Source organism: Mycolicibacter longobardus (assembly GCF_002102265.1).
In the GTDB taxonomy this organism is placed as follows: Bacteria; Actinomycetota; Actinomycetes; order Mycobacteriales; family Mycobacteriaceae; genus Mycobacterium; species Mycobacterium longobardum.
The window spans coordinates 254,579-278,391 of the sequence record NZ_LQPG01000011.1 but is presented as its reverse complement, the minus strand read 5'-3'; the positions used below and the strand labels follow the sequence as shown (position 1 = coordinate 278,391).

Annotated in this window: 29 protein-coding genes; 10 read left to right on the top strand and 19 right to left on the bottom strand. The window is 67.6% G+C overall.

Annotation, left to right across the window (positions count from 1 at the left end):
* Positions 1-309 precede the first annotated feature (309 nt).
* Both gjpA and AWC16_RS25525 read left to right on the top strand, forming a co-directional pair.
* Positions 310-1,407 carry an outer membrane porin GjpA gene (gjpA, locus tag AWC16_RS07465; protein ID WP_085264098.1) on the top strand — a complete coding sequence of 366 codons (1,098 nt, stop codon included), beginning with the start codon at positions 310-312 and terminating at the stop codon, positions 1,405-1,407.
* A gap of 49 nt (positions 1,408-1,456) precedes the next feature.
* Positions 1,457-3,703, top strand: a complete 2,247-nt coding sequence (locus AWC16_RS25525; protein ID WP_165759180.1) for a PGRS repeat-containing protein — start codon at positions 1,457-1,459, stop codon at positions 3,701-3,703.
* 84 nt (positions 3,704-3,787) lie between these two features.
* Here the strand turns inward: AWC16_RS25525 and AWC16_RS07455 are convergent, their stop codons facing one another.
* The 7 genes from AWC16_RS07455 to AWC16_RS07425 form a co-directional block, all read right to left on the bottom strand.
* Positions 3,788-4,450, bottom strand: coding sequence for a GntR family transcriptional regulator (locus AWC16_RS07455; protein ID WP_085264097.1), 663 nt, complete (start codon positions 4,448-4,450; stop codon positions 3,788-3,790).
* A gap of 8 nt (positions 4,451-4,458) precedes the next feature.
* Positions 4,459-5,205, bottom strand: a complete 747-nt coding sequence (prcA, locus tag AWC16_RS07450; protein WP_085264096.1) for a proteasome subunit alpha — start codon at positions 5,203-5,205, stop codon at positions 4,459-4,461.
* Positions 5,202-6,089, bottom strand: coding sequence for a proteasome subunit beta (prcB, locus tag AWC16_RS07445; RefSeq protein WP_085264095.1), 888 nt, complete (start codon positions 6,087-6,089; stop codon positions 5,202-5,204). The genes prcA and prcB overlap by 4 nt, the downstream gene beginning before the upstream one ends.
* A complete protein-coding gene (locus tag AWC16_RS07440) occupies positions 6,086-6,280 on the bottom strand; it encodes a ubiquitin-like protein Pup (protein WP_085264094.1) in 195 nt (64 codons plus the stop codon). The genes prcB and AWC16_RS07440 overlap by 4 nt, the downstream gene beginning before the upstream one ends.
* A gap of 83 nt (positions 6,281-6,363) precedes the next feature.
* Entirely contained in the window at positions 6,364-7,872 is a 1,509-nt protein-coding gene (gene dop, locus AWC16_RS07435; RefSeq protein ID WP_085264093.1) for a depupylase/deamidase Dop, read from the bottom strand.
* Between the two features lie 30 nt (positions 7,873-7,902).
* Entirely contained in the window at positions 7,903-8,481 is a 579-nt protein-coding gene (locus AWC16_RS07430; RefSeq protein WP_234812164.1) for a DUF2293 domain-containing protein, read from the bottom strand.
* Between the two features lie 528 nt (positions 8,482-9,009).
* Positions 9,010-9,681, bottom strand: coding sequence for a TetR/AcrR family transcriptional regulator (locus AWC16_RS07425; protein ID WP_234812163.1), 672 nt, complete (start codon positions 9,679-9,681; stop codon positions 9,010-9,012).
* A gap of 82 nt (positions 9,682-9,763) precedes the next feature.
* Here AWC16_RS07425 and AWC16_RS07420 point away from each other — a divergent pair, with 82 nt between their 5' ends.
* Positions 9,764-10,186: a hypothetical protein gene (locus tag AWC16_RS07420; protein WP_085264091.1), complete on the top strand. Its 423-nt coding sequence runs from the start codon at positions 9,764-9,766 to the stop codon at positions 10,184-10,186.
* On the opposite strand, the gene arc is transcribed toward AWC16_RS07420, so the two are convergent.
* Positions 10,174-11,997 (bottom strand): proteasome ATPase, encoded by a 1,824-nt coding sequence (gene arc, locus AWC16_RS07415; protein WP_085264130.1) that lies wholly within the window; start codon positions 11,995-11,997, stop codon positions 10,174-10,176. The genes AWC16_RS07420 and arc overlap by 13 nt on opposite strands.
* A 161-nt stretch (positions 11,998-12,158) precedes the next feature.
* Here arc and AWC16_RS07410 point away from each other — a divergent pair, with 161 nt between their 5' ends.
* The 3 genes from AWC16_RS07410 to AWC16_RS07400 are packed head-to-tail and all read left to right on the top strand — an operon-like array spanning position 12,159 to position 13,490.
* Complete coding sequence (locus AWC16_RS07410; protein WP_234812162.1) at positions 12,159-12,650, top strand: MTB12 family secreted protein; 492 nt, start codon at positions 12,159-12,161, stop codon at positions 12,648-12,650.
* 10 nt (positions 12,651-12,660) lie between these two features.
* Positions 12,661-13,194, top strand: coding sequence for a lipoprotein LppK (lppK, locus tag AWC16_RS07405; RefSeq protein WP_085264089.1), 534 nt, complete (start codon positions 12,661-12,663; stop codon positions 13,192-13,194).
* 2 nt (positions 13,195-13,196) lie between these two features.
* Positions 13,197-13,490: a DUF503 domain-containing protein gene (locus AWC16_RS07400; RefSeq protein WP_085264088.1), complete on the top strand. Its 294-nt coding sequence runs from the start codon at positions 13,197-13,199 to the stop codon at positions 13,488-13,490.
* A 19-nt stretch (positions 13,491-13,509) separates the two neighbouring features.
* Here the strand turns inward: AWC16_RS07400 and AWC16_RS07395 are convergent, their stop codons facing one another.
* The gene (locus AWC16_RS07395) at positions 13,510-14,934 is read right to left on the bottom strand and encodes a WXG100 family type VII secretion target (RefSeq protein WP_085264087.1); all 1,425 of its coding nucleotides are present in this window, start codon (positions 14,932-14,934) and stop codon (positions 13,510-13,512) included.
* 69 nt (positions 14,935-15,003) lie between these two features.
* Here AWC16_RS07395 and AWC16_RS07390 point away from each other — a divergent pair, with 69 nt between their 5' ends.
* Positions 15,004-15,297 (top strand): WXG100 family type VII secretion target, encoded by a 294-nt coding sequence (locus AWC16_RS07390; protein ID WP_085264086.1) that lies wholly within the window; start codon positions 15,004-15,006, stop codon positions 15,295-15,297.
* A 36-nt stretch (positions 15,298-15,333) separates the two neighbouring features.
* On the opposite strand, the gene AWC16_RS07385 is transcribed toward AWC16_RS07390, so the two are convergent.
* The 4 genes from AWC16_RS07385 to AWC16_RS23850 are packed head-to-tail and all read right to left on the bottom strand — an operon-like array spanning position 15,334 to position 17,966.
* On the bottom strand, positions 15,334-15,993 hold the full coding sequence (locus AWC16_RS07385) for a HEAT repeat domain-containing protein (protein WP_085264085.1): 660 nt from the start codon (positions 15,991-15,993) through the stop codon (positions 15,334-15,336).
* Positions 15,990-17,303 (bottom strand): putative toxin, encoded by a 1,314-nt coding sequence (locus AWC16_RS07380; RefSeq protein WP_085264084.1) that lies wholly within the window; start codon positions 17,301-17,303, stop codon positions 15,990-15,992. Before AWC16_RS07380 ends, AWC16_RS07385 begins: the two co-directional genes overlap by 4 nt.
* A 40-nt stretch (positions 17,304-17,343) precedes the next feature.
* Complete coding sequence (locus tag AWC16_RS07375) at positions 17,344-17,634, bottom strand: WXG100 family type VII secretion target (protein WP_085264083.1); 291 nt, start codon at positions 17,632-17,634, stop codon at positions 17,344-17,346.
* Between the two features lie 2 nt (positions 17,635-17,636).
* A complete protein-coding gene (locus AWC16_RS23850; protein WP_133055921.1) occupies positions 17,637-17,966 on the bottom strand; it encodes a WXG100 family type VII secretion target in 330 nt (109 codons plus the stop codon).
* Positions 17,967-18,041: 75 nt separating this feature from the next.
* Between AWC16_RS23850 and AWC16_RS23845 the strand changes: the two genes are divergently transcribed.
* Entirely contained in the window at positions 18,042-18,479 is a 438-nt protein-coding gene (locus tag AWC16_RS23845; protein WP_133055920.1) for a hypothetical protein, read from the top strand.
* 3 nt (positions 18,480-18,482) lie between these two features.
* Here the strand turns inward: AWC16_RS23845 and AWC16_RS07365 are convergent, their stop codons facing one another.
* Positions 18,483-18,815, bottom strand: a complete 333-nt coding sequence (locus AWC16_RS07365; RefSeq protein ID WP_085264081.1) for a YbaB/EbfC family DNA-binding protein — start codon at positions 18,813-18,815, stop codon at positions 18,483-18,485.
* 27 nt (positions 18,816-18,842) lie between these two features.
* A complete protein-coding gene (locus AWC16_RS07360; protein WP_276062548.1) occupies positions 18,843-19,661 on the bottom strand; it encodes a tRNA (adenine-N1)-methyltransferase in 819 nt (272 codons plus the stop codon).
* Between the two features lie 80 nt (positions 19,662-19,741).
* Here AWC16_RS07360 and AWC16_RS07355 point away from each other — a divergent pair, with 80 nt between their 5' ends.
* Positions 19,742-20,545 carry a RecB family exonuclease gene (locus AWC16_RS07355; RefSeq protein ID WP_085264079.1) on the top strand — a complete coding sequence of 268 codons (804 nt, stop codon included), beginning with the start codon at positions 19,742-19,744 and terminating at the stop codon, positions 20,543-20,545.
* Entirely contained in the window at positions 20,542-21,318 is a 777-nt protein-coding gene (locus tag AWC16_RS07350) for a thioesterase family protein (protein ID WP_085264129.1), read from the top strand. The genes AWC16_RS07355 and AWC16_RS07350 overlap by 4 nt, the downstream gene beginning before the upstream one ends.
* A 10-nt stretch (positions 21,319-21,328) precedes the next feature.
* Here the strand turns inward: AWC16_RS07350 and AWC16_RS07345 are convergent, their stop codons facing one another.
* The 4 genes from AWC16_RS07345 to AWC16_RS07330 form a co-directional block, all read right to left on the bottom strand.
* The gene (locus tag AWC16_RS07345; protein ID WP_085264128.1) at positions 21,329-21,811 is read right to left on the bottom strand and encodes a DUF4126 family protein; all 483 of its coding nucleotides are present in this window, start codon (positions 21,809-21,811) and stop codon (positions 21,329-21,331) included.
* A 70-nt stretch (positions 21,812-21,881) separates the two neighbouring features.
* The gene (gene hisG / locus AWC16_RS07340) at positions 21,882-22,742 is read right to left on the bottom strand and encodes an ATP phosphoribosyltransferase (protein WP_085264078.1); all 861 of its coding nucleotides are present in this window, start codon (positions 22,740-22,742) and stop codon (positions 21,882-21,884) included.
* Positions 22,743-22,744: 2 nt separating this feature from the next.
* Positions 22,745-23,026: a phosphoribosyl-ATP diphosphatase gene (locus AWC16_RS07335; RefSeq protein WP_085264077.1), complete on the bottom strand. Its 282-nt coding sequence runs from the start codon at positions 23,024-23,026 to the stop codon at positions 22,745-22,747.
* 78 nt (positions 23,027-23,104) lie between these two features.
* Entirely contained in the window at positions 23,105-23,809 is a 705-nt protein-coding gene (locus AWC16_RS07330; protein ID WP_085264127.1) for an HAD-IA family hydrolase, read from the bottom strand.
* Positions 23,810-23,813: the final 4 nt, after the last annotated feature.

Below are 23,813 nucleotides of genomic sequence, written 5' to 3'. Positions count from 1 at the left end.
AACGGGCGCTGTGATCATTTTTCTACAAATTACATTCATATCTAACGATCCCTAGGTCGCGGGCTTCCGGCTCCCGCAGGAACCGGCCTCTTCGCCAGCGGCGCTCCATATATGCTCTGCACCTGCTTATTCAGTCATCGTGGACGCTGCCCTGTGGCTGCCCAGCGCCGGACTGACACGCAGGCCGTCACGGCGTCACCTCACCAGATAGAACAAGTTCTATTTTTTTGTATACAAATTATGTATCCCTCAGCTAGCCTCAACTTCGTCCCGATCCGTGCTGTGCATCACCAACCAGAAGGAGACCCCTTGCACGCCACAGTCCGCCCCTACGCCACCGCAGGTGTGGCACTGGTGGGGGCCAGTCTTGTCGCGGTGACGCCGGTGGCCGGTCCGTTGCCCGCTCTGCTCGATGTCCAGTCGCCCGCCGTGCACCTGGCCAGCGCGTGGGACGACGTGCTCAACGCCACCTCGGCCAACGCGACCGCGCTACTCAACAACTGGTTCTTGGCCCCCGCAGTGGGGATGCAGCAGTTCGTGGCCAATCAGATGGACTACTGGGATCGGCTGCTCAATGACCCGGCGGGTTCCACCAACGAGGTGATGGAGCAGATCCAGCTGCATCTGAACGCGGTGCTCTCCGGCTACGCGTTGCAGAACACCACCGACGAGACCTACTCCACCGTGCTCAACCACACTCTGGACAGCACGCACGCGTTGATGTTCGGGCAGATCGGCGGCTATATCCCGCCGGATGTCGACCAATCCACGATCATGCCGATCATTGACTTCCTGGCGTCTCCGGCGAGCGCGGTCCTGATGGGCGCCATCGGGCCGGCGATCAGCCCGTGGATCGCATTGATGAACAGCATCACCGACGGTGACAGCTTCGGTGACACCTTGACCAACATGTCCGGAGCCTTCCTCAACGGCGCCACATTGAACCTGAACGCGTTGTTACCCATGATCAACGAATCCGGGTACTTCCCGGCCGGGATGACCATGGACCACCTCGATTTCGCGTTCGGTGGGTTGCTCAGCCCGGGTGCCGTGCAGGTCGGTCCCTACCAGGTGCTCGGCCCCGACGGCGAGGTCGTGGCCTCGGTTCCCGCTGTCGGCGGTTCCCTGTTCCAAAGCGTGGGCATCGAATTCAGCGGTGTCCCGGTCCTGGGCAACCTGGACCTCAACAGTGCCGGAATCGGTCCGATCGGCGCCTGGATGGCCTGGGGCCAAACCGTCGGCGCCCTGCTGGGCTCGGGATGGGACGGCAAGGGGCCGATCGTGGTGACCCCGCCGTTGGCCGGAACCGATCTGCCGCTGTTGCCCACCGATGTGCTCGACGACGGCGGCCTGGGTGCCGCGGCGACCGACTCGTTCGGCTGGCTGGGCGACCTGTTCGGACTCTGATCCCCGATAACCCCTTATCCCCCAACTTCTTAGAGAGGTTCCCCTCAAGATGAGTCGTCATCACACCAACCCGCGCCGCCATTCCCGGGCGGTCGGCGCCGCCAGTGCGGTGGGCGCTTTCCTGACGTTCGGGATGGCACCCCTGACCGTGGCGCTCCCGGCCCAGGCCGACGAATTCGACTGGTTCATAGACCTTTTGGACCCGCTGTTCAATGGCGCCGCCGCCGACGGGTGGGCGCTCAGCGCCGAAGGGACGGCCGTCGGCGAACCTCTTGACTGGACCACGCTGATCGACCAGTGGATCTATCAACCGCTGCACACCTCCATGGAGAACTGGATCGACAGTGACTTCGGTGCGATGGTCAACGGCTGGATCAACACCTCGGCCGGCCAGTTCCTGATCGGCAACGGAGCCGACGGCACCGCCGAGAACCCCGACGGCGGCAACGGCGGGCTGTGGTTCGGGGACGGCGGCGACGGCTGGAACTCCGATACCGCGGGCATCGACGGCGGCAACGGCGGCAACGCGCCCGGCTGGCTGGGCGACGGCGGCGCCGGCGGTGACGGTGGTGCGGGTGCCAACGGTGGAGACGGTGGAGCCGGCGGTATCTGGATGGGCAACGGCGGCACCGGTGGCAACGGCGGCGCGTCCCTCGATACCTCGATCGACGGCGGCAACGCCGGGGCCGGCGGAAACGCCTCCGGCTGGTTCTTCGGCAGCGGCGGAAACGGCGGCGACGGCGGAGCCGGCGCCGCCGGCGCCGCCGGCACGTTCGCCAACGGCGGTGATGGCAACGGAGGCAACGGCGGGATCGGCGGGAGCGGCGGCAACGGCGGGCGCAGCGGGTTCATGTTCGGCAACGGGGGCAACGGCGGCAACGGCGGGGCCCACGGCGCCGGCGGCAACGGCGCGACCGGCACCGCCGACCACGTCGACGGCGGCAACGGTGGGAACGGCGGGATTGTGTTCTCCACTGCGGGCTCGGGAGGCGCGGCCGGTGAGCGCGGCTCCACCATCTACAACGACCCGTCCTTCGGGCGCGCCGGGCAGTTCGGTGCCGCCGGTGACGGCAGCAGCGGTGGCAACGGCGGCGACGCCTACCAGGACGCCAACGGCGACTACCTGGGCAACGGCGGAAACGGCGGCACGGGCGCTTACGCAGGTGGCTACTCCCAGGGGACCGGCATCGGCGGCGACGGCGGAAACGGCGGAAACGGCGGCGCGGGCATCAACGGCGGCAACGGCGGTGCCGGCGGCACGGCGAGCCAGACCGTCTCCGGTGGCGGCGAGCCCGGCGGCAGGGGCGGCAACGGCGGCGATGGCGGCTTCGCCAGCGCCGGCAAGGGCGGGGACGGGGGCAGCGGCGCCAGCGGCCGCGGCGGCGGTGGCGGCAATGGGGGTAACGGCGGCGCCGGAGCCACCGACGACCCCGCCGTCCAGACCCGTGGCGGCAACGGCGGCAACGGCGGCTCGGGCTTCATCACCGCAAACGGCGGCAACGGCGGTAACGGCGGCAATGGCAGCTACGTCGGCGGCAACGGCGGCAACGGCGGCTTGGGGTCCAGCGGCGGCTACAACGGCGGGCTCGGGGGTGCCGGTGGTACCAGTACCGGCTGGCAACACGAGGGCACCATCTACAGTCAAGGCGGCAACGGCGGTAACGGCGGCGGTGGAGGTGGCGGCAATGCCACGGCCGCCGGTGGCACCGGCGCGGCAGGCGGGGCAGGCGGCAACGGCGCCACCGGCAACGGCGTGGTCAGCGTCGGCGGAAACGGCGGCAGGGGCGGAAACGGCGGCGCCAACTCCGGCAGCATCCTGGTCGACGGCGGCGCCGGTGGCAACGGCGGCGCCGGTGGGGCCGGAGGTTCTGGCACCGCATCCGGTGGCCATGGCGGCAACGGCGGCAACGGCGGCGCCGGAGCAACCACGGCCGGCACCGGCGGAACCGGCGGCACCGGAGGCGCCAGTGGCGGCATCGAGACCCCGGCCAACGACCTGGGCATCGGACCGAGCCACGCCGGCAACGGTGGAAACGGCGGCAACGGCGGCGCTGGTGGCGGTCAGATCAACGGCAGCCCCACCACCGACGTCAGCGGCGGCGACGGCGGAACCGGCGGCAACGGCGGCAACGGCGCCGGAACCGTCGAGGGCGGAACCGGCGGCAACGGCGGCAACGGCGGCGCATCCGGCCAGACCCCCGGCGGACCCGGCCAAGCCGGCACCGCGCCCACCGGGACGGCCGGCGGCACCGGCGGGTCAGGCGGCGCAGGGGCCCAGCCACCACCCCCGGAGTAGGTCGACGCGATAAACAGGAACCGAGTGTGCGGTTTTGGTACGCAGAGCAGCTATTTCGCGTACCAAACCGCACGCTCGGCGGCCTCAGCCCGGTCCGTCGCTGAGCACTCCCCGCCTGGCCAGCTCGGCGATCACGACGTCTGCGCGCATCCGCGCCCGCTCGATGTGCACGGCCCGGGCGCCGTCAGGATCGCGCCGGTGGATCGCCGCGTTCTCGGCTTCGAGGTTGGGCAGGAACTCCGCGTGGGTGCGGGGGTAGCTCCCCCAGAATCCACGTGGCGCGAACACGCGCGCGGCGATGATCGCCGCGTACAGCGGCGGCCCGGCGTACTCATCGAGGATGATCCGGCGGTATTCGTAGGCCGCTTCCTGAAACGCCTCGGGCCCCTTGCTGGCCCGCAGATTCCGCAGCGCTGAGTCGAGGTCGGCCAGGACACGCGGGGTCGGGTTGGCCGCCGCCCGCGCCGAGGCGATGCCGTTCAAAACCCCGTGTAACTCATGCTGTTCGCGCACAACGGCCTCGTCGAACCGGGTGACGAACACACCGCGGTGATAGCGACTGGCCAGCATCCCCTGGTATTCAAGTTGATCCAGAGCCTGCTGAACGGGCAGCCGGCTGACACCCACGTTCGCCGCGATCGCATCGCGGTTGATCCGGTCACCGGTGCGCAACTCCCCGGCCAGTATCAGGTCGACGATGTGACTGACGACCAGGTCCTTCTCTTTGACCCCGTATTTCTTGGGCATCGAAAAGCCTAGTCAGGAGCCCCGTCTGACGCCTCCCCCGACGAGCCGGCCTGCGGCAGCAGCGATTCCAGCGCGGTGCGGTTGATTCGCCGGAACGCGCGCTTGGGCCGGTTGGCATCCAGGATGGCCACCTCCAGGGTGCCCGGACCCAGCTCACGCGGCTCGGCCCCGTTGCCGGTGTCGGTCTGTTTGAGCGCGTTGACTGCGATGTGCAGCGCGTCGGCCAGCTCGGCGTTCTCGGCGTAGGACTCCTTGAGCGCCGTGGTGACCGGCTCGGTGGTGCCGCCCATCACCACGAAATGCGGCTCGTCGGTGATCGAACCGTCGTAGGTGATCCGGTACAGCTCAGGCGCTTTGGTCTGCCCCTGATAGGCCACGCCAGCCACACACAACTCCACCTCGTAGGGCTTGGCCTGCTCGGTGAAGATGGTGCCCAGTGTTTGGGCGTACACGTTGGCCAACTGGCGCGCGGTGACATCGCGCCGGTCGTAGGCGTAGCCGCGGGTGTCGGCGAACTGGATGCCGCCACGGCGCAGATTCTCGAACTCGTTGATCCGCCCGGCGGCCGCGAAACCCACCCGGTCGTAGAGTTCGCTGATCTTCTGCAGTGAGCGCGAAGGGTTTTCAGCGACGAACAGCACACCGTCGGCGTAGGCCAGCGCCACCACGCTGCGGCCCCGGGCAATACCCTTGCGGGCGAGCTCGCCACGCTCGCGCATCGCCTGCTCGGGCGAGATGAAATACGGGAAGCTCATTTCTTACCCCGCTTGGCCTTCGCCCCCGAATCCTCTCCGCGGGTGCGACTCTCGATGACCTCCCGAGCGAGTTCGGCGATGCGCTGCTCGGGGATCTCGACGGCGCCGTCGGCGTCGATGGTGACCGACGTCGGGAAGATCCCCCGCACCAGGTCCGGGCCGCCGGTGGCCGAATCATCGTCGGCGGCGTCGTACAGCGCCTCGATGGCCACCCGCAACGCGGAGTCGGCATCGGTGATCTGGCCGTAGAGCTTCTTGATCGACGATTTGGCGAAGATCGAGCCGGATCCCACCGCCTGATAGCCCTCTTCCTCGACGTGCCAGCCGCCGGCGGCGTCGAAAGACACGATGCGCCCGGCGGTCTGCGGGTCGACGGCGTCGATGTCGTAGCCGGCCAGCAAGGGCAGCGCCACCAGGCCCTGCATGGCCGCGCCGAGATTGCCGCGGACCATGGTCGCCAGCCGGTTGACCTTCCCGGCGAAGGTCAGCGGCACGCCTTCGAGCTTTTCGTAGTGCTCGAGTTCGACCGCGTAGAGCCGGGCGAACTCGACGGCGATCGCGGCGGTGCCGGCGATGCCGGTCGCGGTGTACTCGTCGGTGACGTACACCTTCTGCACGTCGCGGCCGGCGATCATGTTGCCCTGCGTCGAGCGCCGGTCTCCGGCGATGACGACCCCGCCGGGGTAGGTCAGCGCAACGATGGTGGTGCCGTGCGGCAGTTGCTCACCGACGCCACCGGTGTGCGACGCGCCCGCTCCGGTCGGCAGCAGTTCAGGAGCCTGCAGCCGCAGGAACTCCGAAAACGACGACAGACCTACCTGAGTGAGCGCGAGTCCTGAGGTTGCTGAGTTGAGGGGCAGACGATCACGCGACAGCCAGGTCACTGGCCGCCCTTTTGGACATAAGCCCGCACGAAGTCCTCGGCGTTCTCCTCCAGCACGTCGTCGATCTCGTCGAGCAGGTCGTCGGTGTCCTCGGTGAGCTTCTCGCGGCGCTCCTGGCCCGCCGCAGTGCTGCCGGAGAGGTCGTCGTCTTCGCCGCCGCCCCCGCCGCGCTTGGTCTGCTCCTGAGCCATCGCTGCCTCCTGAATCTCATCGGCCGCGCATCACCGCGGCCGGTTTCTCCACCCTACCGGTCGGCGCCGTCGTTGCTCGGGGTCTATGTGGTGAGTTGTTGGACCAGTTCGGCGGCACTGTCCACCGAGTCCAGCAACGCTCCCACGTGGGCCTTGCTGCCGCGCAGCGGCTCCAGCGTCGGGATCCGCACCAGGGAGTCGCCGCCCAGGTCGAAGATCACCGAGTCCCAGCTGGCGGCGGCGATGTCGGCCCCGAATCGGCGCAGGCACTCGCCGCGGAAGTAGGCGCGGGTGTCGGTCGGGGGGTTGTCCACCGCGGCCAGGACCTGTTGCTCGGTGACCAGCCGCTGCATCGAGCCGCGCGCGACCAGCCGGTTGTACAGGCCCTTGTCCAGCCGCACATCGGAGTACTGCAGGTCGATCAGGTGTAGCCGGGGCGCTGACCAGCTCAGATTCTCCCGCTGCCGGAAACCCTCCAGCAGGCGCAGCTTGGCCGGCCAGTCCAGCAGGTCGGCGCACTCCATCGGGTCGCGTTCGAGCTGGTCGAGGACCCGGGCCCAGGTCTCGATGATGTCGGTGGCGCGGGGATCCGGGTCGCGGGTGTCGACCAGCTTCGCCACCCGGTCGAGATAGATCCGTTGCAACGCAAGGCCGGTCATCTCACGGCCGTCGGCCAGCGCGACGGTCGCCCGCAGTGTGGGGTCGCGGCTGATCACATGCACCGCGCGTACCGGCCGGGCCAGCGTCAGATCGCTCAGGTCGATGCCGTGCTCGGGGCCTTCCTCGATGAGGTCGAGGACCAGCGCGGTGGTGCCCAACTTGAGGTAGGTCGACGTCTCGGCGAGGTTCGCGTCGCCGATGATGACGTGCAGCCGGCGATATTTGTCGGCGTCGGCGTGCGGTTCGTCACGGGTGTTGATGATGCCGCGCTTCAGCGTGGTCTCCAGGCCGACTTCGACCTCGATGTAGTCGGCCCGCTGGGACAGCTGGAAGCCGGGCTCGTCGCCGGCCGGGCCGAGACCGACGCGGCCGGAGCCGGTGACCACCTGCCGCGACACCAGAAACGGGGTCAGACCGGCGATGATCGCCGAGAACGGGGTCTGCCGGCTCATCAGGTAGTTCTCGTGGGTGCCGTAGGAGGCGCCCTTGTTGTCGATGTTGTTCTTGTACAGCTGCAGCTTGGCCGCCCCCGGCACGCTGGCCACATAGCGGGCGGCGGCCTCCATCACCCGCTCGCCGGCCTTGTCCCAGATGACGGCATCCAGCGGATCGGTCACCTCGGGCGCGGAGTACTCGGGGTGGGCGTGGTCGACGTAGAGCCGTGCCCCGTTGGTGAGGATCATGTTGGCCGCGCCGACCTCGTCGGCGTCGATGATCGGCGGCGGGCCGCTGGAGCGGCTCAGGTCGAATCCGCGGGCGTCACGCAGCGGGGACTCCACCTCGTAGTCCCACCGGGTGCGCTTGGCGCGCGGGATTCCGGCGGCCGCGGCGTAGGCCAGCACCGCCTGGGTCGAGGTGAGGATCGGGTTGGCGGCCGGGTCCGACGGCGAAGCGATGCCGTATTCGACTTCCGTCCCGATGATCCGTTGCATCTCCCCAGCCTAGGCGAGGGGGCTTGCTGGCTACGCGGGGTGCCGAGGCGAGCGCCAGCTATCGAGAACAGCCTCGACGCGGTCGAATATCCGGTACCGGGCCGTTTCTCGGTCGACGCCGGACATCAGCAGCTCGTCGTAGTCAGTGTCGGTGTGCCGGATCGACGCAACGACAGCGAGGCGAACGGCATCTGGCTCGAAGGCCCGGTCAGCGGGACAACCCGGGAACTGCACACGGATGGCGTCGGCGAACTCGGCGATGAAACGCTGGTCCTCATCCGCACGTCGGGTAGCGTCGCGCTCCCTGCGCCGTTCGCGCACCTCGGCATCGGAGAGACACTCGCGCTCGGCATACTCGATCGCCTGTGGCTCGACCAGGATGCCCTGGCGCTCATAGCGTTTGCGTGACCGACTCCAGCGCACCACCACTGCCGAAAGCCGACTGGCCTTCTTCGCGCGACGGGTCATCGCTGCATCGCCCGACGGCAGAAATTCGAGATGGCCAAGGTCGGCGCAGTGCAGGCACAGCGGGCCTGCGTCGTCCATGATCAGCAGGTCGCCGGTACCCGAACACGACGTACATGCCCATTCTTTGAGCGCTGCGATCACCACAAGGTCCGACGGGCGGTTCACTTGCGATTCGCCATCCAGCTGCGGTGACGCATCGCGGCCCTACGTGCGGCCTTGGCTGGTTTGGGGTCCTTGAGATGGCTTTCCAGAACGTCGAGGACTGCGGCGGTCTCCGCGGCGGGGTGCCGCCAAAGGTCTTCGAGCAACCTGAACGGTTGGTCCGCATCAGGCCCGCAGCCCGCGGAACACCGCCCGCCAGGCGGTTCGTGGCCGCCATGAACTCGAAGTAGGCGCCGACCGCGGCGCAGACGCCGTCTGCTGCATCGGCCGGTGCCGACAGCTTGCGCTGGCACCAGGCAAGCAGAAATTCGGCGACATCGTCCTGGCTGAACTCGTCGAGCAACGCGTCTCGGGTCGCGTAGGTAAGCGTCCTCGTCGTCACCGTCGGACGCAAAACGTAGCCGCATCGGTTCGAGGCTAGTCGGCCGTTTCCGACATTGTCGCGATCGTGCACAGAACGTCGCTGACGGCGGAGCGTCAGCGCGCAAACTACGCCCGCTCGCGGGGCTAAGCCCGGGCAGTACCCAGGGTCCGGTGGACCATCTCCTTGGCCGCGGCGATAAGACTGTCGGCGTCTGGCTCGGTATTCGCCAGGTAGGCGGCGTTCAACAGGCCATCGACGGCGTAGTACATGAGCGCGGCGGTGGTGGGCGGATCGGTGACGCTGGCGGAACCAGCAGCCACCGCCGAGGCAACGGCCTCGGCTATGAGCGTGATGACTTTTGAATCGGCCTGGCGCAGTTGGCGCAGTCCGTCGCCGGATGCTTGGGAGAACACCGCCCGGTGCAGGACGGCATTGGCCATGTCGTAGCGGATCATCTGCTCGATCAGCTCGTCTATTGCCCCCGGCCAACCGGCCGCGGGCGTCGCGACGTCGAGCTGCTTGTGCACTATGGCCAGGAAGGCATCCAGGTAGTCGGCCCACAACCGCGCCAGCAGGTGATCTTTGGAATTGAAGTACAGGTAGAAGGTGCCCTTGGCGACTTGGGCCGCGGCCGTGACCTTGTCAACCGTCAACTCGGTGGGTCCGTCTGCCAACAGCAAATTCCGGGCCACCTCCAGCAACTGACTTTCCCGTTGCGCCGCGGGCAGCGTCGTACGCCGCCTCCCGGGCCCCTGCTCCGCCACCACATCGTCCTTCCCAAGTCCGCCCCCCAGCAGACCGATTCTGCTGGACACGATTGACACCCGCAGAAATCCGGCGCTACTGTACATGACTGACCGTCAGTCAGTAGAGGAACGGACAGCCGAAGGGGCTCATATGGCAACCACCGAGACCGCTACCGGTCGGGACCGCCCGGTGGCCGAGAGTCGGACCAGCGCACTGAGCCTGATGGCGTTGGGACGGATGCTTCTCGCTGTGGCCTCGTTGATGGCACCACGGCAATTCGCCAAGTTCGTCGGAGTTGCGCCGTCACCCGAACTCACCTACATGACCAGGATCTACGGTGCGCGAGCGTTTGTAATGGGCCTGGGATACCTCACCAGCGGCGCCCGGGAACGCTACCGCTGGAAGCGGCTCTCACTCATGGTGGACACCGTCGACACCGTCAACGGTGTCAGCCACCTCTTCCGCCGCGACCTGTCGCTTCGCGCTGCTGTGAGCATGGTCAGCCTCACCGGCTCGTATGCGGCCATCGGCACGACCAAGGTCGCCGCCGAACAGTTCAGCTACAGGTACTGACCCAGGTTGGATTCGGTGTCGATGGCGCGGCTGGCGCTGGAGCTCTTGCCCGTGACCAGGGTGCGGATGTAGACGATCCGCTCCCCCTTCTTGCCCGAGATCCGTGCCCAGTCATCGGGGTTGGTGGTGTTGGGCAGGTCCTCGTTCTCGGCGAACTCGTCGACGATCGAATCCAACAGGTGCTGGATACGCAGGCCCGGCTGGCCGGTCTCCAGAACCGACTTGATGGCGTTCTTCTTCGCCCGGTCGACGACGTTCTGGATCATCGCCCCGGAGTTGAAGTCCTTGAAGTACATGACCTCTTTGTCACCGTTGGCGTAGGTGACCTCCAGGAACCGGTTGTCGTCGATCTCGGCGTACATCCGGTCGACGACCTTCTCGATCATCGCCTTGATGCAGGCCGCGCGGTCTCCCCCGAACTCGGCGAGGTCGTCGGCGTGCACCGGCAGCGTCTCGACCAAGTACTTGGAGAAGATGTCCTGGGCCGCTTCGGCATCCGGGCGCTCGATCTTGATCTTGACGTCGAGCCGGCCGGGCCGCAGGATCGCCGGGTCGATCATGTCCTCACGGTTGGAGGCGCCGATCACGATGACGTTCTCCAACCCCTCCACACCGTCGATCTCACTGAGCAGCTGCGGAACCACCGTCGTCTCCACGTCCGAGGAGACACCGGTGCCGCGGGTGCGGAAGATCGAGTCCATCTCGTCGAAGAACACGATGACCGGGGTGCCCTCGGAAGCCTTCTCGCGGGCGCGCTGGAAGATCAGCCGGATGTGGCGTTCGGTCTCGCCGACGAACTTGTTCAGCAGCTCGGGGCCCTTGATGTTGAGGAAGTACGACTTGGCCTCGTGCGCGTCGTCGCCGCGGACCTCGGCCATCTTCTTGGCCAGCGAGTTGGCCACCGCCTTGGCGATCAGCGTCTTGCCGCAGCCGGGCGGGCCGTAGAGCAGCACCCCTTTCGGCGGGCGCAGTGCGTACTCCCGGTAAAGGTCCTTGTGCAGGAAAGGCAGCTCCACCGCGTCGCGGATCTGCTCGATCTGGCGGGTCAGGCCGCCGATGTCGCCGTAGCTGACGTCGGGCACCTCTTCGAGCACCAAATCCTCGACCTCGGCCTTGGGGATGCGCTCGAAGGCGTAACCGGCCTTGGTGTCGACCAGCAGCGAATCGCCGGGGCGCAGCTTGCGGGGACGCCGGTCGTCGGACTGGGCGTCCGGGTGGCGCTCGGGCAGATCCTCGGCCACCAGCGGCTCGGCCAGCCAGACGATGCGCTCCTCATCGGCGTGGCCCACAACCAGCGCGCGGTGCCCGTCGGACAGGATCTCACGCAACGTGGATATCTCGCCGACCGATTCGAAATTGCCGGCCTCGACCACCGTCAGCGCCTCATTGAGCCGGACCGTCTGGCCCTTCTTGAGGGTCGAGACGTCGATGTTGGGCGAGATGTTCAGCCGCATCCGGCGGCCCGACGTGAACACGTCGACCGTGTCGTCTTCGTGACTGCCCAGCAGCACGCCGTAGCCGCTCGGCGGCTGACCGAGCCGGTCGACCTCCTCGCGCAGGGCCAGCAACTGCTGACGCGCCTCTTTGAGGGTGTCCATCAACTTGGAGTTCCGCGTGGTCAGCGAGTCGATGTGGGCTTCGAGCTGGCGCACGTCCCGGCCCACGCGAGCGGAGTCCTGCGGTGAATTGTCGAGCTGCGCCCGCAGCATCGCGGCCTCGCGGCGCAACTCCTCCAACTCGGCGAAGTCATCACCGGGCGCGTCCGACCCCCTGGACGCGTCGAAAGCCTCAGGACGCGGCGACTCTTCCATGTTTCCCATGGTGCGCTCCTTTCCCGAACTGGAAGTTGAAGCGACGGATACCTCAACGCTACCGGCCATTGTGCATTCGCGTGCTCTCTGGGAATCCGACACACCGGCCACGCTGTTAGCCTGGAATCTGATTTGAGTGATCGAAAGGATCCCCGTTGAGCGTGAAATCCCTAGCCACAGCCGCTGCAGCCGCCGTCGTGATCAGCGCCGGAGCCTCAGCTGTGAGCTACCTGGCAACGCCCGCCCCCGCCTCCGCCGAAGCACCGACAACGGTGTTCTTCGCGCCGCTGCCGCTGGACCCGGCAGCAGACGTACCTGCACCGGAGCAGTTGACCGACGTCCTCAACACCCTGGCCGACCCGGGAATTCCCGCCGCCGGCAAGTCCTACCTCATCGAGGGCGGCCTCGGCGGGGCCGAGACGGCCCTGATGGACCACAAGATGCAGAAGGCCGCCCGCAACGGCAAATTCCCGCTGGCAATCAGCGTGGCCAACGTCACCCCGGCCGGCCCGGGGGCTGCCACCGCGGACGTCACCGCGTCGGGCCCGAAGATGGAGCCGCGCTCGGTCAACCTGACGTTCGTCGACCAGGGCGGCTGGAAGCTGTCGAAGACGTCGCTGCTGACCCTGTCGCAGATGACCTCGTCGAACTGATCACTGCTGGATGTACCGCTCCCGCATCGCCGTGAGCACCGCCCTGGCGGCGGTGCTGGCCTTGTCGGGCTGCGGTCGCCAGCAACCGGCTGAACCGGTGGCCGAGATGCCGTTGACCGCGACGACAACGGTGTCGGCGCCGGCACCGGCAGCGCCGTTGCCGGCACCCGAGGCGCTGACCGACGTGCTGTATCGGCTCTCCGACCCCGAGGTTCCCGGTGTCGACAAGGTGCCGCTCATCGAAGGCGCCAAATCCACCGACGCCGAAACCATCGAGAAGTTCGCGACTGCGCTCAGAGACGGCGGCTATCTGCCGCTGAGCCTGGAAGCCGCCGGCGTCACCTGGTCGGACCGCTACCCGGGCAACGTGAGCGCCGATGTCACCGTCAACACGGCCAACCCCGCCACCGGCGGGTTCTTCTTTCCGATGGAGTTCAGGTCGAACGGCGAGGGCTGGCAGCTGTCGCAGGCGACGGCCAAGACTCTGTTGGCGTTCGGCAAGTCCCAGGCGAGCAGCGCCGCCCCGGCTCCGCCTACGCCCTAGACATGTGGATCGGCTGGCTGGAGTTCGACCTGCTGCTCGGTGACGTGCATTCGCTGAAGCAGAAGCGCTCGGTGGTGCGCCCGATCGTCGCGGAGTTGCAGCGCAGGTTCAATGTGTCGGCCGCCGAAACCGATTCGACGGATCTGCACCGGCGCAGCGGTATCGGGCTGTCCGCGGTGTCCGGTGAGCGCGGCCATCTGGTGGAGGTGCTGGACGCGGCCGAGCGGCTGGTGGCGGCCCGCCCGGAGGTCGAGTTGCTGTCGGTGCGCCGTGGGCTGAGCCGCAGCGACGATTGAGCTTGCGCCGCTGGGTGATTCACTCTTCCCCGTGGTAGGAGGAGGCCGACGTCGACAGGTCTGTGCCGATTCGTCGCAGATCGACGGTCAGGTCAGCGCATTTTGCGCTCAGTTCGGAGATACTGCGCGCTCCGGCGCTGAAATACGCCGAGGCCGCCGGCCCGGTCCAGCTGGTGGCCAACTTGTCCAGCTGCGCCCGAAGGTTGCGCAACAATCCGGAGATGTCGTCGGCAGCAGCGGTTGTTTTCTGTGACAGGTCTTGCAACGCAGTCACTTTCGCGGGGATATCGACGGGAATGCCACGGTCTTCTCCCGTCTCCAAACGGACCAGCGCCGGACTGTTCGTCGGTGAGTTCGCCGGACCGTACGCCGAGGGGATGGCGGAGACCCGCAGTCGTGCGGGGATGGGATCGAGCAGTTCAGCGAGTTGACCGCGGTCGGCGGGTTCGTCGGCGGGGGCGTACAGAGCGCCTTCCGGGTAGTAGGTGGTGTGTTCCGGCGGTAGATGGTCGTGTACGAGATGCAGGTAGTCGTTGCCCAGCCAGGTCAGCCAGACCGGATTCGCCGGCAGGCCCAGGATTCCGTCCTCACCTCTGAGCGTGCCGTGTTGGTCGCGACGGTCATTCGGTGGACCGCTCAACGTATGGTTGCGCAACACTTCGCCGACAGCCAGGACGCTGCCGCGGCGGCGGGCGTATGCGACGAAGAAACGCCGGACGGTGTTGCGCCACCGAGGGTCATCCAGCGGCGCGGCCAGCAGGTGCAGACTGTCGAAGAGGTAGCCGCCCCACGGTGGAGCGAAGAGACCGCCCGATAGGCACGGATTGCTGGCGACGAAGATCTGCGATTCGTACCGCTCCCGGATCCAGCCGAATTCCGTGACAAACGGGCCTTCGCCGTCGCGATTCAGCCGATACGGGTAGGGCTGGTACCCGCCGTAGCGTCGTGGCAGGGCTTCGGGGAATACCTTTCTGGCCAGCTCCAGCCAGAGGTCCGGGGCTGGGGGCGCCGACGCCGGTGAGTACCACTCCAGATCGAGCACTCGCACGGGTTCGGTTGGGGGGCGGTCAACGCGACGGGATTTCTTGGCGCCCAGTACATCCTCGGTCTGCTCGTCAAGGGCCACCCCGCGCGCGGCATGCGCGAGTGCTTTGGCGAAGCGCCGCGCCGGTGCGATCTCGGTGGGGCTGCTGCCTTCGACGACGATCTGCCAGCTGATGGCGGGATCGAGTACATGTTGGACGACATCCTCGGGCACGTCTTCGGGTTCGATGCGGTAGGGCCCGAACACGGTGAACGAATAGGTTCGCCGTTTACCGCGCAGCACGCTGACTTCGCCGTCGCCGCTGTCGCCGACGGACAGCCCCGGGATCGATTCGACCAGGGCGATCAATCGGTCGCCCTCGATGTTGTCGGCCGCGTACACCGTCAGGTCGTATGACATCGCGTTCGACGATAACCTTGCTCAGTCACCGAAGACAGGCGGTTCGCCACCGACCAGAAGGCTCTGCCAATGGCGCGACACACCGTTGACGAAGCGGAGATGCTCGACACGATCGAAGTGCTGCACGAGTTCCGCCACGCGGTGACCCAGCGGCTGAACGAGGTGGCCGACGGCCTGATAGCTCTGCAGCGCTGGGAGGGGCCGACCTTCGTTCCCGCCATCCATGATGTGCGCCAGTGGCAACTGTGGGCTCTGACCGAGATGAACCGGGAGGTGGGCCAGATGGAACGAAACCTGCGGACCGCCTACAACAACTACCTTCAGACCGCGAAAGCCAACGCCCGGATGTGGGGTGGCGGGTAACGCCTGCGTGGACGCCGGAACCTTCGATCGTCCCCGCTATTCGTCGGGCAATTTGGCCAGGGTCTTGGCCGCCTCTTTGCGGAACACTTGATGTTCGTCGTCGAGATACCGCGCCACGGCGTCACGAACTCCGGTCGCCCGCTGCTGGGCCAGTGCGCGCATCGCCTCGATCCGATTGCGTTCGTTACCAAGCTGCTCCAGCGCCAACTGCTTGGCTTCGTCGTCTTTGATCTTGCCCAACCAGCGCACCAACTCCCCCGGCGGCCACCAGCCGGGATCCCAGGCATCGGCGCCGGGCGGGCGGAACCGCAGTAACTCCTTCACCCGGGGAAAATCCTCGCGCTCCAGCAGCGGCACCAGCGCCTGGACCGTCACGGAGAGCTCGTTGGCATCCAGCGGAGGCTCGACCTCGAACTGATGAAACAGGATCTCAACAGCCTCGCGGTTGCCTTTGGCGTGTCTGGTGATCAGATTGCGCATGAGCCCCAACCGCATTGCCCTACGCGGTTCGCCGGGCGGAACCCGGTCGTCGAGGTTTTGCAGCCAGTCCACCATGATCGGAACTGCCTGCGGGTAGTCGAACCGTGAATTCACCAGCTCCCACACGGTGTCTTCGGGGATACCGGCCGCATCCAGCTCGTACTTCATCGCCCGGCGGTACTCCGGCCAGGTTTCAGGGTCCGGGCCATACTTCATGACAGGTTTATGCTCTCGTCGATCACCACATCCAGGCCCTTGTACTTCCCTTCCAGGAACTGCTCCACATCGCCAACATCCGTTCGGCCCTTGTCCACCACGATCACCATCTTGTAGCCGTTGTCGCGGGCCCATTCGGCCATGTCCCGGAGTTGCTGGGTAGCCGTGAGGGTCTTGACGTTCTTGACCTCACGTAGCACCCGGTTCTCGTCATCGATTTCGTCGGGGATCCGATACCTTGGCTTTCCCGGAGCCGGGCTCTTGACGGCTATCCGTCGCTTCTTGACGTTCGGATCGATCCCGGCCCGCTGCTCGGCGCGTGAGCCCTTACGGCGGTTGTCATTGACCCGTTCGGCCGAGGTCGGGTTCACCCGGCGGGGTACGAGATCCAGCAGTTTCTTAGCGGCGGGCAGCGCCGTACTCATCGACAGGGACGCGGCACCCAGATCCAACATCGTCGTGCCGGCGGTGGTCCGCAGCGCGGTGTTGAGGTTGTTGATGGTTTCGACCGCGGTGTCGGTGAACTTCGCCATGGCCCAGTCACGCAGCGGCCAGAGACGCGGCGAATCAAGAAGCTGTTTGAGCAGAAACAATTCCAGCACCAGCAACTTCATCCCGAACTTGGTGGTCTCCATCTTGTCGCCGTAGGCCTTGGATGCCCGCCCCAGGTCACCGCACGCGCCGGCCACATCGGTGTTGATGATTCTGGCCTCGTTCATCCGCGCGGTCACCGCGCCGATCTCCGCGGCATCGACGCCGGTGATCAGCGCCAACTCGGCCGGGCTGGCCTGATCGTTGACGGCAACGAGATCGTGACCGAAGGTCGTCCACGCCGACGACGCCGCCCACAGCCGGTCCGGATGACCGTTGGGCCAGCCGTCGGTGATCCGGTCACGCACCAGATCCCAGCCCAGCGGCTCTGGGTCATCACCTCCCTTGACCGTGCCGACGTCGACCGGCGCGCCCAGGAACGTTCCGGTGGTCTCCCCTGGCGGAGGGATTGGATCACCGAACTCGTTGTGCCGGTTCAGCGTTGATGCCTCTTCGCTCTGATCGTGATTGATGCCGTTCTGACGCAACAGGTTGCCCAGGTTGTGCAACACGTTGACGAGCCGGTACGCCACCTGCCCCACGTCGTCGGCCGCGGAGTCGTAGCTCGCCGCCCACTGCGGGCCGACCCCGTTGCTGCCCGCCGCGTTCGAGGTCTCCACATCGGCGAGCTTTCCCAGCGCCGCCGCGGCCGCATCACTGTCCTGCTTGTAGGCGATCGCGGTGTCGTAGAACAGCTCCGGATCGACATCGGTGCTCACGCCACACCCCCGCCCGACTATCCACCCGCCTGAGCAGCCGCTAGCCGCCCCACATGGCGATGTTGACCTCCGCGTTGTGAGTGTAGTTGCGATGGGCGATATGCGCGTTGCGCTCCATGGTCGACAGCACCTCGTTCATCTCGTCGGCCCAGCGCTGCCAGCCGTGCACCCTGTCCAGGAATGCGTCGAAGGCGATGCCGTCCCAGTCCTGCTGCAAACCCTTCAGACCGTCGGCCACCCCGTCGAGCCGCTGCTTCATGATCCCGCAGAACTGCCGCATCGCGTGGGCCGCGTCGACAAGGTCTTCTTCATTGACGGTGCGCCGCACCATGATCAGAGCCTGCCGCTGTCGGGTGCCGAGCGGTTCACCTCGTGGAATGCCTGCACGGCACCGTGCTCCATGCGGGTGTAGGCAGAGGCGGCGGCCGACAGCGACTTTCCGATCCAGCTCAGGTCCTCGATCATGTCGTGGCACTCTTCGCTGATTTCGTTCCAGATGTCCAGATACGCCGGCGCGGCTGTGCCGCCGGTCCAGGTGCTCGCCAGGTTGTCCATGCGGGTGCGCAAACCGGCCAGCCGCTGCCCGATCTCCTCGGCGGCGTCGGTGGCGTTCTTGGACTGAGCGGCGAGCGCTTCCACCTGTACCCGGATGATGTCTGCCATGCCTACCCGCTGCCGTGAACGATGCCGTGGTGACAGGTTACCGTTGAGGCCGACTGACGAGGAGGCGATCAGCGCATGCCGAGCTGGCGCGACAACGTGACCGAACAGGCGCAGGCCGACCTGGACGGACTCACCGAAGCCGCGGTCGATCTCGCGCTGGAAAACATCGCGGCCCGCGGTGAGTTCCTGCCCTTCGCGCTGGCGGTGTCTGTCGACGGCGAGCACGCGATGATCGCACCCAACTACCCGGCGTCCGCCGAATTGACCGTCGTCGAACAACTGGCGGCGCACTGGCGAGCCGTGACCGCGGTCAAGGACAGCCTGCGGGCCGCCGTCGTCGCCTTGAACGTGACGTTGCCCGAGCGTCGCCTCGACGGGATCGAGCTCAGCGTCGAACACCGCGAAGGCGCGGCGATAGGACTGATCTTCCCGTACACGATCGGCGCCGACGGGGCCGTGGACGTGGAACCACCGTCGGCGCATGCGATGAATGCGCGGCTCTGGGCGCCCTGAGGTTCACGTTCCGTCCGGTTCGGCCAGGGCCGCGGCGATCTCATGCTCCAGCGCGCCGACATCCTCCTCCACCGAGGAAGCAGCGAAATCACTTGCCACCCACATCGCTTCGTTGATCCGACCGGAGACATCGTGCGCACCCAGGTTCATGATCCGGTCATCGAGGATGCGAAGGTCGACCAGGCGGCGCTGAGCATCGACGCTCGCCTCAACCGTGCCGGCAGAGTCGGTGGCGACGAACAGCTGCCGGCCCCATTCCTCGTTGGCGCGCTCCAGCAGGAACCGCACGGCACGCAGCCGCTCGACTACGCGGGCGACCTCGGGATCGGGCAGCACAGTAGGAACCTAACCTGACCGGATCGCTCACACCGGGCGTTTACGCCCCAGCCGGGTCGGGGTGACGGCGCCCGGCGCCAACCGGCGGGCACAGACCAGGAACGCGGTGTGGCCGCGCATCGCGTGCTGAGGCCGCACCGCAAGACCGACGACGTTCCAGCCGCGCTGCAGCGTCTCCCAGGACCGCGGCTCGGTCCAGCACTGCTGTTCACGCAGCGCCTCGACCACCTGGGACAACTGGGTGACGGTGGCGACGTAGATCACCAGCACCCCGCCGGGAATGAGCACCCGCGACACGGTGTCGAGCACGTCCCATGGCGCCAGCATGTCCAGCACCACCCGGTCGATCGATCCGTCGGGCTGGTCGCAGTCGGCCACATCGCCCATCACCAGCTGCCAGTTGTCCGGCAGGTGCCCGACGAAGGTCTCCACGTTACGACGGGCGTGCTCGGCGTGGTCGTCGCGCAGCTCATAGGAGATCACCCGGCCCTCCGGGCCGACGGCGCGAAGCAGGGACAGGGTCAGCGCGCCGGAGCCGGCACCGGCTTCGAGCACCCGCGCCCCGGGGAAGATGTCGCCCTCGTGGATGATCTGCGCGGAGTCCTTCGGGTAGATCACCTGCGCGCCGCGCGGCATCGACATCACGTAGTCGACCAGCAGCGGCCGCAGCACCAAGAACGGGTCGCCGTTGGCGGACTTGACCACACTGCCATCCGGCAGACCGATCACCGCATCGTGCGGGATGGCGCCGCGATGAGTGTGGAAGTCACCGCCGGGGACCAGCACCGTGGTGTAGCGGCGGCCCTTGGCGTCGGTGAACTGGGCCCGATCGCCCGCTTGGAACATCCCGGATTCGGACACAGCCGTCCACCCTACGCAGCGTGTTAGAGATGGGTTGTCGGCGCATGCCCGTAGGGTTCTGCGGTATGAGCAGGCCGGCGCTGTCCCCGTCGCGGGCGGCCGACTTCAAGCAGTGCCCGCTGCTGTACCGGTTCCGGGCGATCGACCGGCTGCCCGAGCCCCCGTCGGCGGCACAGCTGCGCGGCTCGGTGGTGCATGGCGCGTTGGAGCGGCTCTACGCGCTGCCCGCACCGCAGCGCGGGCCCGAGACCGCCCGGGACCTGGTGGCTCCGTCCTGGGAGCACTTGATCGGCACCGATCCGGGCTTGGCCGCCGAGCTTGACGCCGAGCAGCTGCTGGCCGAGGCCCGCAAGCTGCTGGCCGGCTACTACCGGCTGGAGGATCCGCGCCGGTTCGAACCGCAGAGCTGCGAGCAACGGGTCGAGGTGGAGCTGGCCGACGGCACCCTGCTGCGGGGCTACGTCGACCGCATCGATGTCGCCCCAACCGGAGAACTGCGGGTGGTCGACTACAAGACCGGCAGAGCCCCCTCGGCAACCCTGGCGTCGGCCGAATCGAAGGCCCTGTTCCAGATGAAGTTCTATGCGGTGGCGCTGCTGCGATCGCGCGGGGTGATGCCCGCGCGGCTGCGGTTGATCTACCTGGCCGACGGCCAGCTGCTGGACTACTCCCCCGACCATGCCGAGCTGATGCGTTTCGAGAAGACCCTGGTCGCGATCTGGCAGGCCATCCAAAACGCCGGTGTGACAGGAGATTTCCGCCCCAAACCGTCACGCCTGTGTGACCGGTGCGCACACCGCGTGCGGTGTCCGGCGTTCGGCGGGGCACCCCCGCCCTACCCCGGCTGGCCGGCCGAGAGCGCCGCATGACGGGCAGCTACTACCATCGGGTCGGCAATTCCGAGGACGTCTTCGAATCCGATGACCTGACCCGCAGTCACTGGGGCCCCCTGCAGCACGGCTCGCCGCCGCTGGCGCTGCTCACCCGCGAGATCGAGCGGCTTATCGACGGATCGGGACAGCGGATCGCCCGGTTGAGCCTCGACATCCTGGGAGGAGTACCGGTGGCCCCGGTGCGGGTGCGGGCCCGGGTGCCGCGGCCGGGCCGGCGGATCTGTCTGCTGGAAGCCGAGATGCTCACCTGCGACGACGACCGGCCGGTGGCACGCCTGAGCGCGTGGGCGCTGGCCACCTCCGACACCGCCGCGGTGGCCTCCGACCGCCACCCGCCCCTGACCAGGGGTCCGGCCCTGCCGCCGCCGGAGTGGTTCGCCCAGGCCGACGGATACGCCAAATCCATGGGTTGGGTTGTCCAGCCGGACTCACCCGACGGTACGGCGACGTCGTGGCTGACTCCGCTGGTGCACCTGGTCGACACCGAGCCGACCACCGCCCTGCAGCGGCTGGCGATGGTGGTCGACTCGGCGAACGGAGTCGGCGCCACGCTGAACGCCGACGAGTACATGTTCATGAACACCGACACCGTTGTGCATCTGCATCGGCTGCCGGACGGAGAGACGTTCGGACTGCGGGCCCGCGCCTCGATCGGCCCGGACGGGGTCGGCGTGACCACCGCGGAGCTGTTCGATCACACCGGGTTCGTCGGAACCTCGGCGCAGGCGCTGCTGGTGCAGCGGCGCTGAACCTCGGGACTCACACCACCGCGGTCAGCGCGGCGATCGCGATACCGCTCAGCACCGCGACACTGTCCTCCAGCAATGCGATCGGCAGGTCGTGGCCGTCATTGGCCGCGACCAGGCGCTGGCGCATCCCGAGACCGACCAGGGTGCCGATCACCGCGCCGATCATGGCCGCGCCGAGTGCGGTCCAGGTGAAGTTCCAGGCGGTGCCGAGCACCGCGCCCGCGAACCCGCCCAGCAGGATCCGCGCGATGAACTGCAGGGGCACGGTGCGATTCGGGGTGCTGGGCAATTGGTCGGTGATGAGTTCGCCGACGGCCAGCACCGTCAACACGGTGACGGTCACCGGGTGGCTCAGCCACTGGACCCAGGTCCCGTCCAGGTTGATCCAGTGCAGCGCGGCCGCCCAAGCCATCACGGCCGGCGCGGTGAACGCGCGCAGTCCGGCGACGGCACCGATCAACAGCGCGAGCACCAGCACGATGAAATGCGTCACCACAACCTCCAGGGCCAGTCGAGCGGATCACCGGACGCTAACACGGCGACGCGCGGGCCACCGGTACTGATCAAAATCGGCAGAATCTGATGTCCGAGGCGAGGATGGCTTTCGCCCCGATCGCGGCCAGTTCGTCCATGATGGCGTTGACCCCGCGCCGCGGCACCAGCGCGCGCACCGCCGCCCAGTCCGGGTCGGCCAACGGGGCGATGGTGGGTGACTCCAGGCCGGGGGTGATCGCGGTGGCCTGGTCGAGCACCGCACGCGGACAGTCGTAATCCAGCATCAGATACTGCTGGCCGAACACCACGCCCTGCACCCGGGCCGCCAATTGGTCGCGGGCGGCGGCGGTCTGGGCGCTGCGGCCATTGGATTCCGCGCCCTCGATCAACACCGCTTCGGAATCGCACAGCGATTCACCGAAAGCCACCAGACCGTGCTGGCGCAGGGTGCGCCCGGAGCCCACCACGTCGGCGATGGCGTCGGCCACCCCGAGCTGGATCGAGATCTCCACGGCCCCGTCGAGCCGGATGACTGTGGCTTCAATCCCTTTGGCCGCCAAATCCTTACGAACCAGGTTGGGGTAAGCGGTGGCGATTCGCTTGCCGGCCAGATCCGCGGCGACCCAGTCGCGCCCGGCGGGGGCGGCGTAGCGGAATCGCGACGACCCGAAGCCCAAGGCCAACCGCTCGGCCACCGGGGCGCCGGATTCAGCCGCCAGGTCCCGCCCGGTGATCCCGAAGTCGAGTTCGCCCGACCCGACGTAGATGGCGATGTCCTTGGGCCGCAGGAAGAAGAACTCGACCTTGTTGGCCGGGTCGATGACCGTCAGGTCCTTGGAATCGGCGCGGCTGCGGTAGCCGGCCTCCGACAGCATCGCCGCGGCGGATTCACTGAGCGCGCCCTTGTTGGGAACCGCGACACGCAACATGCTCATAGCTTCCGGTACACGTCGGCCAGGGTGAGGCCACGCGAGATCATCAGCACCTGGGTCCAATACAGCAGTTGGCTGATCTCGCCGGCCAGGGCGTCGTCGGATTCGTGCTCGGCGGCCAGCCACACCTCGCCGGCCTCCTCCAGGATCTTCTTGCCGACGGTGTGCACCCCGGCGTCCAGCGCGGCCACAGTGGCGCTGCCGGCCGGCCGGGTGGCGGCCCGCTCACCGAGTTCGGCGAACAGCTCCTCGAAGGTCTTCACGAGCAGCGATTGTTTCATGCGGCATCGGGGGCGGTCACGGCAGTTTCGTCCGCGCTGGTTCCGGCGCCGGGGCGAGCGTGCACGGATGTACAGCTTTCACGGCGTGTCGGCGTGCAAACACGCACGCTCGCGAGGGGAAGGGGCGGCCAGCTCGACGTAGATTTCGTGCAGGTCCGCCAGCCCGAGCCCGACCAGGGACCCCACCTGGCGGCGTCGCGGTCCTGCCGGCACCGGCACCGCATTGGGCGCCACCAGTACCGCGCAGCCGGCCGCCTCGGCCGCGGCGGCCCCGGTCGGCGAATCCTCCACGGCCAGACACCAGCGCGGATCAAGGTCCAGCAGCTCGGCGGCCCGCAGGTAGGGATCCGGCGCCGGCTTGCCGAAGGCCACCTCGTCGCCGCAGACCACGACCGAGAAATAGTGGCGCCCGATGCTGTTGAGCGCCCGCTCGGCCAGCAGCCGCGGGGTGTTGGTCACCAGGGCAGTCGGCACCGCCGCGGCAGCCAACGCATCCAGCAGCTCCCGCGCGCCGTCACACCAGGGCAGGCCGGCGTCGAACAGCTCGCCGGTGTAGTCGTGCAGCCAGCGCGCCGAATCCGCCATCGCCGCCGGGTCGGGATCCAGACCCAGGTCGCCGTAGACGATCCGCATGGTGTTCTCCGCACACCCCCCGACCGTCGTCGCCCGGACTTCCGGTGTCAGCACCCCGCCGAGGCGGTCGTAGAGCGCGTCCATCGCGACATCCCAGAGCTTCTCGGAGTCGACCAGGGTGCCGTCCATGTCGCACAGCACCGCGCGCAGCGCC